The sequence below is a fragment of the Streptomyces sp. NPDC048484 genome (genome assembly GCF_040651415.1).
GTDB lineage: Bacteria > Actinomycetota > Actinomycetes > Streptomycetales > Streptomycetaceae > Streptomyces.
This window is the reverse complement of the sequence record NZ_JBEZJY010000003.1, coordinates 219,271-231,661: the sequence shown is the minus strand read 5'-3', so window position 1 is coordinate 231,661 and position 12,391 is coordinate 219,271. Positions and strand designations below refer to the sequence as shown.

12 protein-coding genes and 3 pseudogenes are annotated in these 12,391 nt (G+C 70.0%); 2 read left to right on the top strand and 13 right to left on the bottom strand.

The window, feature by feature from the left end:
• Window positions 1-20: 20 nt before the first annotated feature.
• From AB0D14_RS04375 to AB0D14_RS04345, 7 genes are all read right to left on the bottom strand, one after another.
• Entirely contained in the window at window positions 21-1,598 is a 1,578-nt protein-coding gene (locus AB0D14_RS04375; protein WP_362774452.1) for an alpha/beta hydrolase, read from the bottom strand.
• Between the two features lie 203 nt (window positions 1,599-1,801).
• Window positions 1,802-2,617: an urease accessory protein UreD gene (locus AB0D14_RS04370; protein WP_362774676.1), complete on the bottom strand. Its 816-nt coding sequence runs from the start codon at window positions 2,615-2,617 to the stop codon at window positions 1,802-1,804.
• On the bottom strand, window positions 2,614-3,297 hold the full coding sequence (gene ureG / locus AB0D14_RS04365; RefSeq protein WP_362774449.1) for an urease accessory protein UreG: 684 nt from the start codon (window positions 3,295-3,297) through the stop codon (window positions 2,614-2,616). The genes AB0D14_RS04370 and ureG overlap by 4 nt, the downstream gene beginning before the upstream one ends.
• A gap of 209 nt (window positions 3,298-3,506) precedes the next feature.
• Complete coding sequence (locus tag AB0D14_RS04360) at window positions 3,507-4,181, bottom strand: urease accessory UreF family protein (protein ID WP_362774447.1); 675 nt, start codon at window positions 4,179-4,181, stop codon at window positions 3,507-3,509.
• 82 nt (window positions 4,182-4,263) lie between these two features.
• A complete protein-coding gene (locus AB0D14_RS04355; RefSeq protein WP_362774444.1) occupies window positions 4,264-5,985 on the bottom strand; it encodes an urease subunit alpha in 1,722 nt (573 codons plus the stop codon).
• On the bottom strand, window positions 5,978-6,289 hold the full coding sequence (locus AB0D14_RS04350; protein ID WP_362774441.1) for an urease subunit beta: 312 nt from the start codon (window positions 6,287-6,289) through the stop codon (window positions 5,978-5,980). The genes AB0D14_RS04355 and AB0D14_RS04350 overlap by 8 nt, the downstream gene beginning before the upstream one ends.
• Window positions 6,290-6,305: 16 nt before the next feature.
• Window positions 6,306-6,608, bottom strand: coding sequence for an urease subunit gamma (locus AB0D14_RS04345; protein WP_362774438.1), 303 nt, complete (start codon window positions 6,606-6,608; stop codon window positions 6,306-6,308).
• Between the two features lie 280 nt (window positions 6,609-6,888).
• Between AB0D14_RS04345 and AB0D14_RS04340 the strand changes: the two genes are divergently transcribed.
• Window positions 6,889-7,356: a hypothetical protein gene (locus tag AB0D14_RS04340; protein ID WP_362774437.1), complete on the top strand. Its 468-nt coding sequence runs from the start codon at window positions 6,889-6,891 to the stop codon at window positions 7,354-7,356.
• A 69-nt stretch (window positions 7,357-7,425) separates the two neighbouring features.
• Here AB0D14_RS04340 and AB0D14_RS04335 read toward each other — a convergent pair.
• Window positions 7,426-7,548, bottom strand: a pseudogene (locus tag AB0D14_RS04335) (TetR/AcrR family transcriptional regulator); the annotation flags it as partial.
• Here AB0D14_RS04335 and AB0D14_RS04330 point away from each other — a divergent pair.
• A pseudogene (locus tag AB0D14_RS04330) lies at window positions 7,537-7,921 on the top strand (hypothetical protein); the annotation flags it as partial. The pseudogenes AB0D14_RS04335 and AB0D14_RS04330 sit on opposite strands and share 12 nt — an antisense overlap.
• Before the next feature lie 198 nt (window positions 7,922-8,119).
• Here the strand turns inward: AB0D14_RS04330 and AB0D14_RS04325 are convergent.
• The 5 genes and pseudogenes from AB0D14_RS04325 to AB0D14_RS04305 all read right to left on the bottom strand — a co-directional run bounded on the left by AB0D14_RS04325 (window position 8,120) and on the right by AB0D14_RS04305 (window position 12,385).
• Complete coding sequence (locus AB0D14_RS04325; RefSeq protein WP_362774673.1) at window positions 8,120-8,398, bottom strand: type II toxin-antitoxin system Phd/YefM family antitoxin; 279 nt, start codon at window positions 8,396-8,398, stop codon at window positions 8,120-8,122.
• Window positions 8,399-8,499: 101 nt separating this feature from the next.
• A pseudogene (locus AB0D14_RS04320) lies at window positions 8,500-8,836 on the bottom strand (fumarylacetoacetate hydrolase family protein); the annotation flags it as partial.
• Between the two features lie 269 nt (window positions 8,837-9,105).
• A complete protein-coding gene (locus AB0D14_RS04315; RefSeq protein ID WP_362774434.1) occupies window positions 9,106-9,729 on the bottom strand; it encodes a TetR family transcriptional regulator in 624 nt (207 codons plus the stop codon).
• A 4-nt stretch (window positions 9,730-9,733) separates the two neighbouring features.
• On the bottom strand, window positions 9,734-10,861 hold the full coding sequence (locus AB0D14_RS04310; protein WP_362774431.1) for a hypothetical protein: 1,128 nt from the start codon (window positions 10,859-10,861) through the stop codon (window positions 9,734-9,736).
• Window positions 10,862-10,876: 15 nt separating this feature from the next.
• The gene (locus tag AB0D14_RS04305) at window positions 10,877-12,385 is read right to left on the bottom strand and encodes a hypothetical protein (protein WP_362774428.1); all 1,509 of its coding nucleotides are present in this window, start codon (window positions 12,383-12,385) and stop codon (window positions 10,877-10,879) included.
• Window positions 12,386-12,391 lie beyond the last annotated feature (6 nt).

Genomic DNA, 12,391 nt, shown 5'->3' with positions numbered 1-12,391 from the left:
TTTTCAGCTGCCGGTGACGGCTACGGCTTGGGCGTGGCGTGCGGCGCGCACGTCACGTCGGCCGCGCCGACCTTGCCGGTGAGCAGGTAGGTGTCCACCCGCTCGTTGATGCACGGGTTGGTCAGCCCGGTCACGCCGTGCGAGCCCGCGTCCTTCTCGGTGATCAGGCGGGAGCCCTTGAACCGCTTGTGCAGTTCGACGGCGCCGTCGTACGGCGTCGCCGCGTCACGCGTGGACTGCACGATCAGGACGGGCGGCAGGCCCTTGCCGGTCTTCACGGTCGGCGGGGTCTGCTGCTTGGCCGGCCAGGTCGCGCACGGCAGGTTCAGCCAGGCGTTGGCCCACGTCATGAACGGGTAGTTCTTGTGCAACTTGCTGTTGTCGCGGTCCCACTTCTTCCAGCTGGTGGGCCACTTGGCGTCGGTGCACTCGACGGCCGTGTAGACCGCGTTTCCGTTCTCCGAGGCGATGTTGCCCGCGGTGTCGGAGAGGTCGGGCGCCGCCGCGTCGACGAGCGCCTGGGTGTCACCGGCGACGTACTTGCTGAAGACGGTCGCGACCGGCACCCACGACGAGTCGTAGTACGGCGCGCTCTGGAAGAAACCGATGAGCTCGGCCGGACCGACGACGCCACCGATGGGGTTCTTCTTGGCGGTGGCGCGCAGCTTCAACCACTGGTCCTGGACCTTCGCCCGGGTGTCGCCCAGGTGGAAGGACGCGTCGTTCTTGGCGACCCAGTCCTGCCAGTCCTTCCAGCGCGTCTCGAAGGCGACGTCCTGGTCGAGGTTGGCCTCGTACCAGATCTTCTCGCGAGACGGGTTGACGACGCTGTCCGCGATCATGCGGCGGACGTGGGTCGGGTACATGGTGCCGTAGACGGCGGCGATGTACGTGCCGTACGAGACGCCCAGGAAGTTGAGCTTCTTCTCGCCGAGCGCGGCCCGGATCACGTCCAGGTCGCGGACGGTGTTCGGGGTCGTCATCTGCGGCAGCATCTCACCGCTGCGCTCGCCGCAGCCGTCCGCGTACTCGCCGGCGAGCTTGCGCTGGACACGCTTGTCGGCCTCGGAGTCCGGCACCGGGTCCATCTTGGGCGCCTTCACGAACTCCTGCGGATCGGCGCAGGAGATGGGCGCCGAGTGGCCGACACCGCGCGGGTCGAAGCCCACGAAGTCGTACGCCTTCGACGTGTTCACCCAGAGCGGGTTCTTGGTGGTGACCCGGAGCGGGAAGCGCAGTCCGGAACCGCCGGGGCCGCCGGGGTTGTAGACGAGGGCGCCCTGGCGCTCCGCCTTCGTGCCCGTGTTGCCGATGCGGTCCACGGCGAGCTTGATCTTCTTGCCGTTGGGCTTCGCGTAGTCGAGCGGCACCGTGACCCAGCCGCACTGGACGGGCTTCGCGATGGCCCAGTCGGCCGGACAGTCCTTCCAGTCGATGCCTGCCTCGGCCGCACGAGCGGCGGCGATCTCGGCGCCGCGTGTCTGGCTGTCCTGACCGTGGCGGATGTCCGCGCTTGCCACCGGGGCCGCGACGGCACCGGCTATGAGCGTCGCGGTGACGAGCGCTCCGGCCGAGCCGAAAGCTGTCACCCTTCTCATACCTCTCAAGAGAGTTCTCCCCCTGCTGTCGTCGTGGTCAGTACGGGGGGATCCTTTCGGCTGTGAGGTACCTGAGAACAGGGGTGCTGTGTCTTCTTTGCCAATCCGATAACCGGAACACCTCTGCCCGTTGAGCGGTGACGCTCGTTTCCCCGTACGGCACCGATACTTCGCCGGTCCGTCAGCGGTACTTCGCCGGTACGTCAGCCGAGTGAGCGCAGGGCCTCGTCGAGCGTGCGGCGCAGGTGGAGCGCGTCGGGGGCGAGGACCGTCACCAGGGCGCCGGGGCCCGCGAGCGGGGTGAGCGAGGCGAACTCCCCCAGCAGCCGCGGCTCGACCGGCCGCCGCGCGTACTGGGGCCGTACGACGAGAAGCTGGCCGAGCGCGCGATGCGCGGCGAGCACGGCGGGCCCGTCCCACCCACCCGGCGCCCCGGGGCCGGAGGAGAGCTCCTGGTCGAGCAGAGGGTGTCCGTCGTACAGGACGGTGAGCCGGCTCGTGAGCCGCCCGGGCTCCTCGCCGGTCCGCCCGAGGACCTGTTCCTCGCGCAGCGTCAGCCGGGCGCCCGCCGCCAGGTCGACGCGTGTGGTGAGGTGCAGCTCGCTGCCGTTCGCGGAGATCAGCTGCTCGGGCAGCCAGCACAGCTCGGCGTCCGCGCCGACTTTCAGGTGTACGTCATAACGCGCCTCCCCCTTGGCCTGTCCGGGCAGCGCGATGGTGGCCGCGGCCGATCCGACGTGCAGGCGTGCCCCCTCGGCCACGTCGGCCGAAACGGTGAAACGGTCGCCGCCCAGGGGGCCGCTCATCGCACCGACCAGCATGACCCTGGCCTCGTCGCCGCTCGCTCGCGTCCTGCGCAGGGCAAGCGGGCCCCCGCCCTCCAGGGTGGGGAGCGCGGTGCCGCCCCGCCCGTCCGGACGGGCACCGATCCGCGCGGTGGCCCGCACCCCGGCCCCGGCTGCTCCGACTGCCCCGGCCTCTCCGACTGCTCCGACTGCTCCAGCCGCCCCGGCCGTCATGCCGCCCACGCGGCGAGCTGCTCCCGCACCCAGGCGGCGACATCCCTGACACCGTCCTCGGCTCGCAACGACTGGAACACCACCGGCAGTTCGGCCCGCTGTGCCTTCGCGTCGGTGGCCATCCGTCCGAGGTCCGAGCCGACATGAGGGGCCAGGTCCGTCTTGTTGACCACGAGCAGGTCGGCCGTGGTGACCCCGGGCCCGCCCTTGCGGGGGATGTCGTCCCCGCCCGCCACGTCGATCACGAAGATCTGCGCGTCGACGAGCCCCTTCGAGAAGGTCGCCGTCAGATTGTCGCCCCCCGACTCGACAAGGATCAGATCCAGCGGCCCGACCTCGTCCTCCAGATCCTCGACCGCTTCGAGGTTCGCGGAGATGTCGTCGCGGATCGCCGTGTGCGGGCAGGCCCCGGTCTCGACAGCGGTGATCCGCTCGGGCGGCAGCACGGCCTCGCGCAGCAGGAACTCGGCGTCCTCGCGCGTGTAGATGTCATTGGTGACGACCGCGAGCGACCACTCGTCGCGCAGCGCCCGGCACAGCGCGGCCACGGTGGCGGTCTTCCCGGACCCGACGGGCCCGCCGAGCCCGATACGCAGGGCCCGGCGACGCCCGTCGGGCCGATGGGCGTCGGCGCTGACGGCCAGGGGGCCATCGTGAGTGTGGTTGTGATCAAGGTGCATCAGGAGGTGCTCCATATCGGTTCGGCTTCACCATCAGTTCGGCTTCGCCGGCCTTTTTCAGCCCGTCCGGCGTCCGAGGACGAGGCCGTCCAGGCCGATAAGCCGGAACCCCGGAAAGGGAGAGAGCCAGAAAGGGGGAGAGGGGGTCTGGGGGCGCAGCTCCCAGAAGCGACGGGACGGGAAGGGGCGGCGGGGGTGAAGAAACCCCCCTACGAGGCAAACAGCCGTACAGCCCAAGCAGCATGCGCCTCCGCCCCGATCTCCAGCAGCGGGGCGGAAGCCGCAGGCAACGCGCCGACCCCGCCCTCAACCGCACACCGCGCGGCCCCGACCGCCTGCTCCGCGACCCGGTCGAGCTCGGGAGCCAGCCGCGCCAGTACCCCGGTGGCATCGAACGGATCGAGGCTCAGCAACCGCACCGCCGCGCTCGCCGGCCCACTCACGCTCTCGTAGAGAGCGCAGTACGCGGCATCCTCCGCCCCGAGACCCGCGGCCCGGGCCGTCAGCCCCAGCACCACCGGCTGATGGGCTCCCTTGGGAAACTCCGCCGCCAGCGCGTCGAGTTCAAGTGAGGGCCAGGTCGCCCGAGCGGCCCGCATCAGCTGCCGCCCGAGCTTGCGGGCGGCGACGCGCAGAGCGGGGGACGGCGTTCGGGCGTCCGCGGCGCCGTCCAGTTCCACCGGATCGAGACCGAGTGCGGCAGCCGCGGCGAGCGAGGCCGACACCAGCCCGGACGTGTGCAACCGGCCCCGGCAGAACTCCCCCAGGTCCGCCGCCCCGGTGATCCGGCCGGCCTTGACCGCCGCCTCGGCCCCGCCGGAGTGGGCATGCCCTCCGGCGGGAAACCGGCCGTCGGCCAGCACAAGCAACGCAGCACGCGACATGGTGGACCTCAGAACCTCAAAACCCTCAGAACGACAATGGTCAGGCGCCTGGCGCCTGGCGCCAGGCGCCACGCGTCACGCCTCAGAAGAGGAAATACCGCTGGGCCATGGGCAGTTCAGCGGCAGGCGTGGCCTCCACCAGCTCCCCGTCGATCGTGACGGCGAAGCTGTCGGGATCGACGCGCACCAGCGGCCGCGCGTCGTTCTCCCGCATGTCCGCCTTGGTCACCCCGCGCGTCGACTCGATCGGGACGAACCGCTTCCCGAGCCCGAGCCGCTCCGGCAGCCCGTCCTCGATCGCGATCGGTGCCACGAAGTTGAAGGAGTTGGACGCGGGGGCCCGGCCGATCGCCCCGAACATGGGCCGCGGCAGGATCGGCTGCGGCGTGGGAATGGACGCGTTGGCATCGCCCATCTGCGCGTACGCGATCTGCCCGCCCTTGACGACGAGATGCGGCTTGACCCCGAAGAACGCGGGCTCCCACAGCACCAGGTCGGCGAGCTTGCCCGTCTCGACGGAGCCGATCTCCCGGGCGAGGCCCTGAGCGACGGCGGGGTTGATCGTGTATTTGGCGACATAGCGACGTACCCGGCGGTTGTCCGCGCGTCCGTCCCCCGGCAGCGCTCCCCGGCGCCGCTTCATGACATGCGCGGTCTGCCAGGTCCGCATGATGACCTCGCCGACGCGCCCCATCGCCTGCGCGTCGGAGGAGATGATCGAGATCGCGCCGAGGTCGTGCAGGATGTCCTCGGCCCCGATGGTGGTGGGCCTGATCCGGGACTCCGCGAAGGCGAGGTCCTCGGGCACGGCGGCGTTCAGGTGGTGGCAGACCATCAGCATGTCGAGGTGTTCCTCGGCGGTGTTGACGGTGTAGGGCCGGGTCGGATTGGTCGAACTGGGCAGCACGTGCGCCTCGGAGACGACGGTCATGATGTCCGGCGCGTGCCCGCCTCCCGCGCCCTCCGTGTGGTACGCGTGGATCGTGCGCCCCGCGATGGCGGCGAGCGTGTCGGCCACGAACCCGGCCTCGTTGAGCGTGTCCGTGTGGATGGCGATCTGTGCGCCGGTCCGGTCCGCGACGGTGAGCGCGGCGTCGATGACGGCGGGCGTGGAGCCCCAGTCCTCGTGGAGCTTGAGGCCGAGCGCGCCGCCGCGCAACTGCGACAGCATCGCCTCCTGCGAGACGGTGTTGCCCTTGCCGAGCAGCCCGAAGTTGAGCGGGTACTCCTCCATCGCCTCCAGCATCCGGGCCAGGTGCCAGGGGCCGGGTGTCACCGTGGTCGCCTTGGAACCCTCGGCCGGACCGGTGCCGCCGCCGACGAGCGTCGTGATCCCCGAAGCGAGCGCCTCGTCGGCGATCTGCGGGCAGATCAGATGCACATGGGCGTCGATGGCACCGGCCGTCAGGATCCGTCCGTTGCCCGCGATGATCTCGGTCTCCGGGCCGATCACCAGATCCGGGTGCACCCCGTCCATGGTGTCGGGGTTGCCGGCCTTGCCGATGCCGGTGATCCGGCCGTCGCGGATGCCCACGTCGGCCTTGACGATTCCCCAGTGGTCGACGATCACCGCGCCTGTCACGACCGTGTCCGGAGTGCCGTCGGCGCGCGTGGCGCGTGACTGGCCCATGGACTCGCGGATGACCTTGCCGCCGCCGAACACGGCCTCGTCACCGGCGCGTCCGGGGCCGCCGGAACGATCCTCCTCGATCTCGATCAGGAGGTCGGTGTCGGCGAGCCGGATACGGTCGCCGGTGGTGGGACCGAACAGGTCGGCGTACGCGGCACGCGAGATCTCAGGCATCGAGGGCTCCTCCGGTCTCGCCGCGCAGGCCCGGCACGACACGGGCGCCGGTGATCGGAACGAGTTCGACGTCCACGGGGATCCCGGGCTCGAAGCGCACGGCGGTGCCGGCGGCGACGTTGAGCCGCTTGCCGTGGGCGGCTGCGCGGTCGAAGTCGAGACCGGGGTTGGCCTCGGCGAAATGGTAGTGCGAACCGACCTGGACGGGCCGGTCGGCGGCGTTGAGGACGGTGAGCCGGGTGACGGCGAGGCCTTCGTTGAAGGCGACGGGCCCCTCGGCGAACAGGATCTCTCCGGGAATCATGGCTGCCGCTCCCCCGTCAGACGATCGGGTCGTGGACGGTGACGAGCTTGGTGCCGTCGGGAAAGGTGGCCTCGACCTGCACGTCGTGGATCATCTCGGGGATGCCCTCCATGACGTCCTCGCGGGTGAGGACCTGACGTCCGGAGGCCATGAGTTCGGCCACCGTGCGGCCGTCCCTGGCTCCTTCGAGGATGTGCGAGGTGATCAGGGCGACGGACTCGGGGTGGTTCAGCTTCAGTCCCCGGGCCCGGCGCTTCCCGGCCACATCGGCGGCCACATGAATGAGCAGCCTCTCCTGCTCGTGCGGCGTCAGTTGCACGGCGTCCCACCTCACAGTCGTCACTCCGGACCGTGCGGGGTCCGGTTGCCGCAGCCACCACGACGGATCCGAACGCAGTACGCGACTGCGGTACGCGGCCGGAACTGCGCGACTGCGCGTGCCCCGAGCCCCGAAAACCCCTGGTGACGTGGTGGTGCAGGCTAGTTGCGCGGGGTTTCAGGGACGTTAACCGCCACGCGGTGATCCGGCCGGATCTCGTCATCGGAGATCCCGGGCGGTGGGCCCGGTATGTCAGAAGCGGCCAGTAGCCTCAGGCGCCATGGGAATACAGGTAGATGTGGTGGCGGGTTACCCGGTCAACGATGAGATGGAGAGGGTGCTCGGGCTGGCCGAGGCGGTCGGCGAGCCCGTCACTGTCACGTTCATGTGGGAGGGGCGGGAAAAGGCGGAACTCGCCGTGCTGGTGCCCGCCGCCACGCTGGCCCTCTGGGAGCACTGGGCCCCCACTGCCTGTCCGACGAGTGACGCCAGGGACGAGAACCGGGCCGACTCGGAGAAGCCGGAACTGGCCCACCCGGCGGAGTTCGGCGCGTTCACGCTCTTTCGTCGTCGCGCGGGAGGGCGCACGGCGGTCGCTCGCGGAGGCGTGGTGGTCGCCGAACTCCTGGACCCCGCCGAGGCGCACTGGCTCCAGGAGCGGGCCCGCAACGTCCGCCAGGGCTTCATGGATCCGAAGCAGAAGGCGGCGTTCGCGGAGTTCCTCGCCCGACAGCCGGAAGGTGGATGACCGGAAGCCGACGCCTGACCACCGCCAGGTGACCTCTCCCCCCGGATATATCCGGGGGGAGAGAGGAGTCACACTCGTCAAGGCCCGCAGGCCGTCCTGGAGCACCTCCGCGGGCGCGGCGCCGAAGAGCGCCTGCTGGGCGTCGAACCCCTGCGCCGCGGCGATCAGGGTCCTGGCGACATGCTCGGCGGGGTGTGCCGGGCGGCGCGGCAGCCTTCGTCCCCGTCGCGGCTCCGCCACATCGCAGCCGTCGTGTTGCTGGTCCCGGTCCTGGCGGCCCTCGCCCTGTGGGCCTTCGCCTGGCCCGCGACCCGCGGCCCGTACCGCTTCCCACCATCTGCCGCTCGGCGTGGCGGGTCCGGCGACCGCGGCCGCCCAGGTTCAGCAGCGGCTCGAAGTCCACGAGGGAGCTTTCGAGATCCACCGCTACACCGACGAGGCCGCCGCCAGGGACGCCATCGAGAACCGGACCGTATACGGAGCGGTCGTCGTCACCGAGCAGGGGCCCAAGCTGCTCACCGCTTCGGCCGCGAGCCCGCTCGTGGCGCAGTCTCTGCAGCAGGCGGGCGGAGCCCGAGCCTGCGCTCACGAACTGACGCCCAGGGTCGCGGCCCAGCCGCCCACCCGCACAGAGCTGACCGTGCACCCCCACCGTGGCGGACGGGGTGCATGGTCTTTCGACGTGCCCCGCCACGGGCCGCCACCACCCACTCGCACCCGCACCCTCATCTGGCGGCGGACCGCAGCCACTCCACTCCTACGACTACGACGCCCCCGGCCCCCGGTGCTCCGCCGCGATCCCGAACCGCTGGCGTTCACGGGGAGCGGACGCCACCTCGCGCACCCCGGAGACCGAGCTGATCACCTGCTCGTCCCCCATCGCGTCGAGTTTCTCGAGTCGCTCCAGGTCAGCGGCGGACACCAGGGCGACGAGGGGCTTTCCGTGCCGCGTCACGACGACGCGCTCGGCGCCGTACACCACGCGGTTGATCAGATCGGCGAGCTCAGCCCTGGCTTGCGTCACCGGAATCTCGTAGGCCATGCTCCCTAGCTTACGGGGCATCCGTGGAGTCCATCAGTTCCACTGGGCGCAAGGAAAGACCAGGTCAGATGCCTCTCGACTGCCGCCTCTCATACAGTCCGCGTCCAGGCCATATTGGCCAGTCGATCCTGACCGACGTTATCGCCGTTGACCTGAACGGTCAGGGCGAGGTCGAGGAGGCCTTCCGGGTTGCGGTGGGGTTCCGGTTCGTCGGCGGTGACGAGCCAGGGGCCGAGGGTGGTGGCGGTGTCTTTGCCCTTGGCCGGGCCGAGCTTCACCTCCGATCACCGCGTACGGGTTGGCGAAGTAGAACGCGGGCGCGGCGTACCACTCCTCGGGGACGGTGTCGCCGTAGCCCTGAGCGACGCCTTCGACATGGCTCTCGAAGGTCATGTAGTCGCGTACGGTCGGCGGTTGCAGCGGCGGCAGCAGCGGCAGGGATCCCGCCAGGGCACGTTCTCCGGCCCCGCGCAGGGACTGCTCGCCCTCCACGATCAGGTCCAGCAGTTCGACGGGGTATTCGAACGGGTGGACCTGGTCGTCGGCGACGAGTCCCGGCTGCCGTTTCCCGTCGTGGACGAAGGTCGCGAACTCACGCCGTGCTCCCCTTCGCCTCGGCCAGCCGCGTGCCGCTGGGCCGGAAGCCGACGAAGACGGCGGCGATCACAGCGGCGGCCGCACAGGCGACGGCGACGACGACTGAGCGTTCAAGAACGCGGGTGGGCGGATGCTGATGTCCGGGACAGCGCCGGGGCCAGCCAGCGGTTGAGGAAGGTGCGGAGCCGGGCTTCTTCCTGCGGTGGCTCGCTGGGGTGCTGCAGCAGCGACGTCAGGAGTCGCATGATGATTTCGGCGAGGCCGTTGAGGTCGTCCTCGTCGATGCCGGCAGCGGCCCAGTCGACGGGGAAGCGCTGCAGCATCTTGGCGCCGTAGGCGATGGTGTCCCTGGTGGTGGCGCCGCGGCCGAATGCGGTGGTGTCTCCGAGTTGCAGCAGAAGGCTCAGGCGTGGCTCGGTGGGGATGGTCCGTACGCAGAAGACCATGCCTTCGACCACAGCTTCGGCCGGGTCGGTGCTCCCTTGCAGGTGCGCGATCATCAGGTCGACGAACGACGCGGCGCCCTGGGCCGCTACCTCGCCGATGATGTCGCTGATACGGTCGAAGTGGCGGTAGACGGTCTGGCGGGTGACGCCGAGCTCGCCGGCGACGTCGGACAGGGTCGTCTTCGTGACGCCGTGCCGGTCGATGCAGCGGGCGGTCGCGTCGATGATGCGCTGCCGGGCCTCCGCGTCCGATGCGGGAGGCCGGCCTCCCCAGCCGTGATGCCCCATGGTCTCAGGATCGCACAGGCTCCGTGGCCCGTCGGGACATGGTCGCGCGGAGTACGGCCACGATGAGCCCGGTTGCGGCTACGGTGCACATCACCGCGTACCACAGGCTGCCGATCGGCGTGCCGTGCTCGGTGGTGCCATTGGACGCCGCGAAGTAGGCCGGCAGTGCGACCAGCCAGAGGACGATGTGGACGCCGAGGTACAGCGCCGGATAGATCCGCGCGAACAGCGGCGACGCCACCGGAGTTGGATCTGTTCGCCGCGCACGCCAGGCGTCCGCGAGAAGGTAGAGGCCGACGATCCAGACCAGGGCGAGCTCGGCGCCGAGGATGGCCTGCTGGATCCCGAGGTGGTCCCCACCGCGGAAGAGGTTGCTGGGCACGCCGGCGATCGTCATCGCCAAAGGTGTCAGGGCGCCGGCGACCACGGTGCGCAGGCTGGTCTGCCGGCCGGTGAGCGTGCCTCGGCCATCCTTCGCGCCGACCAGTCGGACGACGAGGTAGGTCATCGCGCCGAAGGACACCGAGGCGAACAGGAACATGCTGTTCATCGGGACCGAGGCGAGCGCCGGCTCGTTGATCATCTCGTTGCCGGGGTTCCAGGCCCACCATTTCAGCTGAGGTCCGAGCTGATCGAAGATCTCGTAGAACACCTGGCAGGTGAACGCGACTGCCAGCGAACCGAGAAGGAGACCTCGTCGCGCGAAGATGCCGAGAGCGCGGACCACCTCGTAGGCGAGCTGTGACAGCGCCGGATAGAAGGCCACGATGTAGAGCGGCAGCCGGTCGTACATGAACTGCACGGTGAACACGTTGTGGGAGAAAATGAACCCGACGTGCTCCTCCAGGCCGAACCAGCTCGGGAAGTAGAGCGGCGGCTCGATCACCGCCAGGTAGACGAGCGAGGCGAACCATAGCGAGATGTTGACCGGGTCGCCGTCGCGCCGCCACCGCCGCCACGCATGGACGAGGGCGAACACCGCACCGCCGATGATGAGCAGCTCGAGGAATGGCATGGTGCCGTTCTCGAGGCCGAACGGGTTGCGGAAGTCCACGATGGGATCGGCGTCATGGCAGGAGAAGCCGAGCCTTCCAGCGAGGCGCTCGGCCGCTGAGTCGCACGAAAAGCTCATTCCTTGCTCCTCGGGTCAGTCATTGACGAGGTCGGTCTCGGCGTACGGCGAATTGCCGGCGCGGGCCTGGCCGGTGAAGTCGGTGCCGGGCGGATCCTGCTGGTCGTCGAACCCACCGGGCACGACCGTGCGTCCGAGCCGCTGACGCACCTTGTAGCGCGCGATGCCGAACCAGAACCGCACATCGGTGGTCATCTCCCTGAGTGACATGTCGAGGTTGAAGACCTGGGCGAACGTCCGCTCGACGTAGGCGTCCTCGCGGCTCGTGGCGTTGATGGCGTTGAAGACCGGCCAGCTGAGGCGCGCGGCCAGCTTGCGGCGCCAGGGAGCGACGACCTCACTCCCGGTCGCGAAGTCATATGCCTGGTCACGGGCCATCGCGAGCATCCAGGGCACGTCGAGTGACTTCTTCTGCCGGGTGAGGAACTCGCGGATGAAGGCGAGGTCGAGGACGTCGTGGCCGTGCAGCATCTCGGCGAGGATGAGCGCGGAGCGGGCCGCCGAGCTCATCCCCTGGGCGTAGAACGGGTTGAACGCGCAGATCGAGTCACCGACGCAGACCAGCCCGAGCGGGGGCTGGTCGAGCAGGTCGAAGCGGCGCCACTTGTTGCCGGTCGAACGAGTGAGGTGCACCCCGGAGGTCGGAGTGCAGGCACGCGACGCCTGCCCGAAGGACCTGGCCCGCACGCGGTCGACCGCGGCCTCGAAGGTGTCGACCTCGCGCGGCATCCGGATGCCCCATGCCCCCATGCACACGATGGCGCGGTTCCCCTCGATCGGGAAGAAGTTGCTGAGGAACTCGTGTTCCTCGGGATGGTCGCCGGTGTCCTGGGTCGGAGTGACGACCAGGTGCTTCCACCACCACGCCTGTGGACGCCGGTCGGCGGGCGGCAGGTCGTACCACCGCGACGTGTAGGTGACCTTGGCGTCGAGGGTCTTCTCCGGCGGCGCCGGCCATCCCGCCGTGCTCAGCCAGTCGGCGACGGAGGAGCCGCGCCCCAGTGCGTCGACGACCAGGTCCGCGGACAGGTGGCCCGAGTCGTCGCCCGCGCGGTACTCGACTCCCTCGACGCGCCCGCGCGCGGTGCCGCCCCCGGTGGAACGAAGTCCGGTGACGGTCACGCCCTCGCGGATCTCGATGGCCGGGACCTCGCGGACCTTGTCGCGCAGGACCCGCTCGATGAGCACGCGGGAGCTGTAGACCATCGTCATCGACCCGGCCTTGCGCGGGGCCCAGCCGTTGCTCTCGCAGTACGCCGCGTCCATCGACGGCATCAGGCGCATCCCGCCCGCAGCGATCAGTGCCTCTTCGAACCCAGGAAAGATCTCGCCAATCGCGCGACGCCCGGAGTTGAGGAGGAAGTGCGGGTGCTTGCTCTGCGGCACGCCCCGCCGATGCTGCGCGTCCGGCGGGAGCCGGTCCCGTTCCAGGACGATCACCTCGTCGAAATGCCTCGCGAGCACTCCCGCGGCGCACAGCCCCGCCACGCTACCGCCGAGCACCACGGCCGTCTTTCCCCGCATACTGGC

What these genes read in the sequence shown, in the direction of transcription:
- AB0D14_RS04375 (WP_362774452.1), bottom strand. Translation starts at nt 1,598, where the DNA reads ATGAGAAGGGTGACAGCTTTCGGCTCGGCCGGAGCGCTCGTCACCGCG.
- AB0D14_RS04370 (WP_362774676.1), bottom strand. Translation starts at nt 2,617, where the DNA reads ATGACGGCCGGGGCGGCTGGAGCAGTCGGAGCAGTCGGAGAGGCCGGG.
- ureG (WP_362774449.1), bottom strand. Translation starts at nt 3,297, where the DNA reads ATGCACCTTGATCACAACCACACTCACGATGGCCCCCTGGCCGTCAGC.
- AB0D14_RS04360 (WP_362774447.1), bottom strand. Translation starts at nt 4,181, where the DNA reads ATGTCGCGTGCTGCGTTGCTTGTGCTGGCCGACGGCCGGTTTCCCGCC.
- AB0D14_RS04355 (WP_362774444.1), bottom strand. Translation starts at nt 5,985, where the DNA reads ATGCCTGAGATCTCGCGTGCCGCGTACGCCGACCTGTTCGGTCCCACC.
- AB0D14_RS04350 (WP_362774441.1), bottom strand. Translation starts at nt 6,289, where the DNA reads ATGATTCCCGGAGAGATCCTGTTCGCCGAGGGGCCCGTCGCCTTCAAC.
- AB0D14_RS04340 (WP_362774437.1), top strand. Translation starts at nt 6,889, where the DNA reads ATGGGAATACAGGTAGATGTGGTGGCGGGTTACCCGGTCAACGATGAG.
- AB0D14_RS04325 (WP_362774673.1), bottom strand. Translation starts at nt 8,398, where the DNA reads ATGGCCTACGAGATTCCGGTGACGCAAGCCAGGGCTGAGCTCGCCGAT.
- AB0D14_RS04315 (WP_362774434.1), bottom strand. Translation starts at nt 9,729, where the DNA reads ATGGGGCATCACGGCTGGGGAGGCCGGCCTCCCGCATCGGACGCGGAG.
- AB0D14_RS04310 (WP_362774431.1), bottom strand. Translation starts at nt 10,861, where the DNA reads ATGAGCTTTTCGTGCGACTCAGCGGCCGAGCGCCTCGCTGGAAGGCTC.
- AB0D14_RS04305 (WP_362774428.1), bottom strand. Translation starts at nt 12,385, where the DNA reads ATGCGGGGAAAGACGGCCGTGGTGCTCGGCGGTAGCGTGGCGGGGCTG.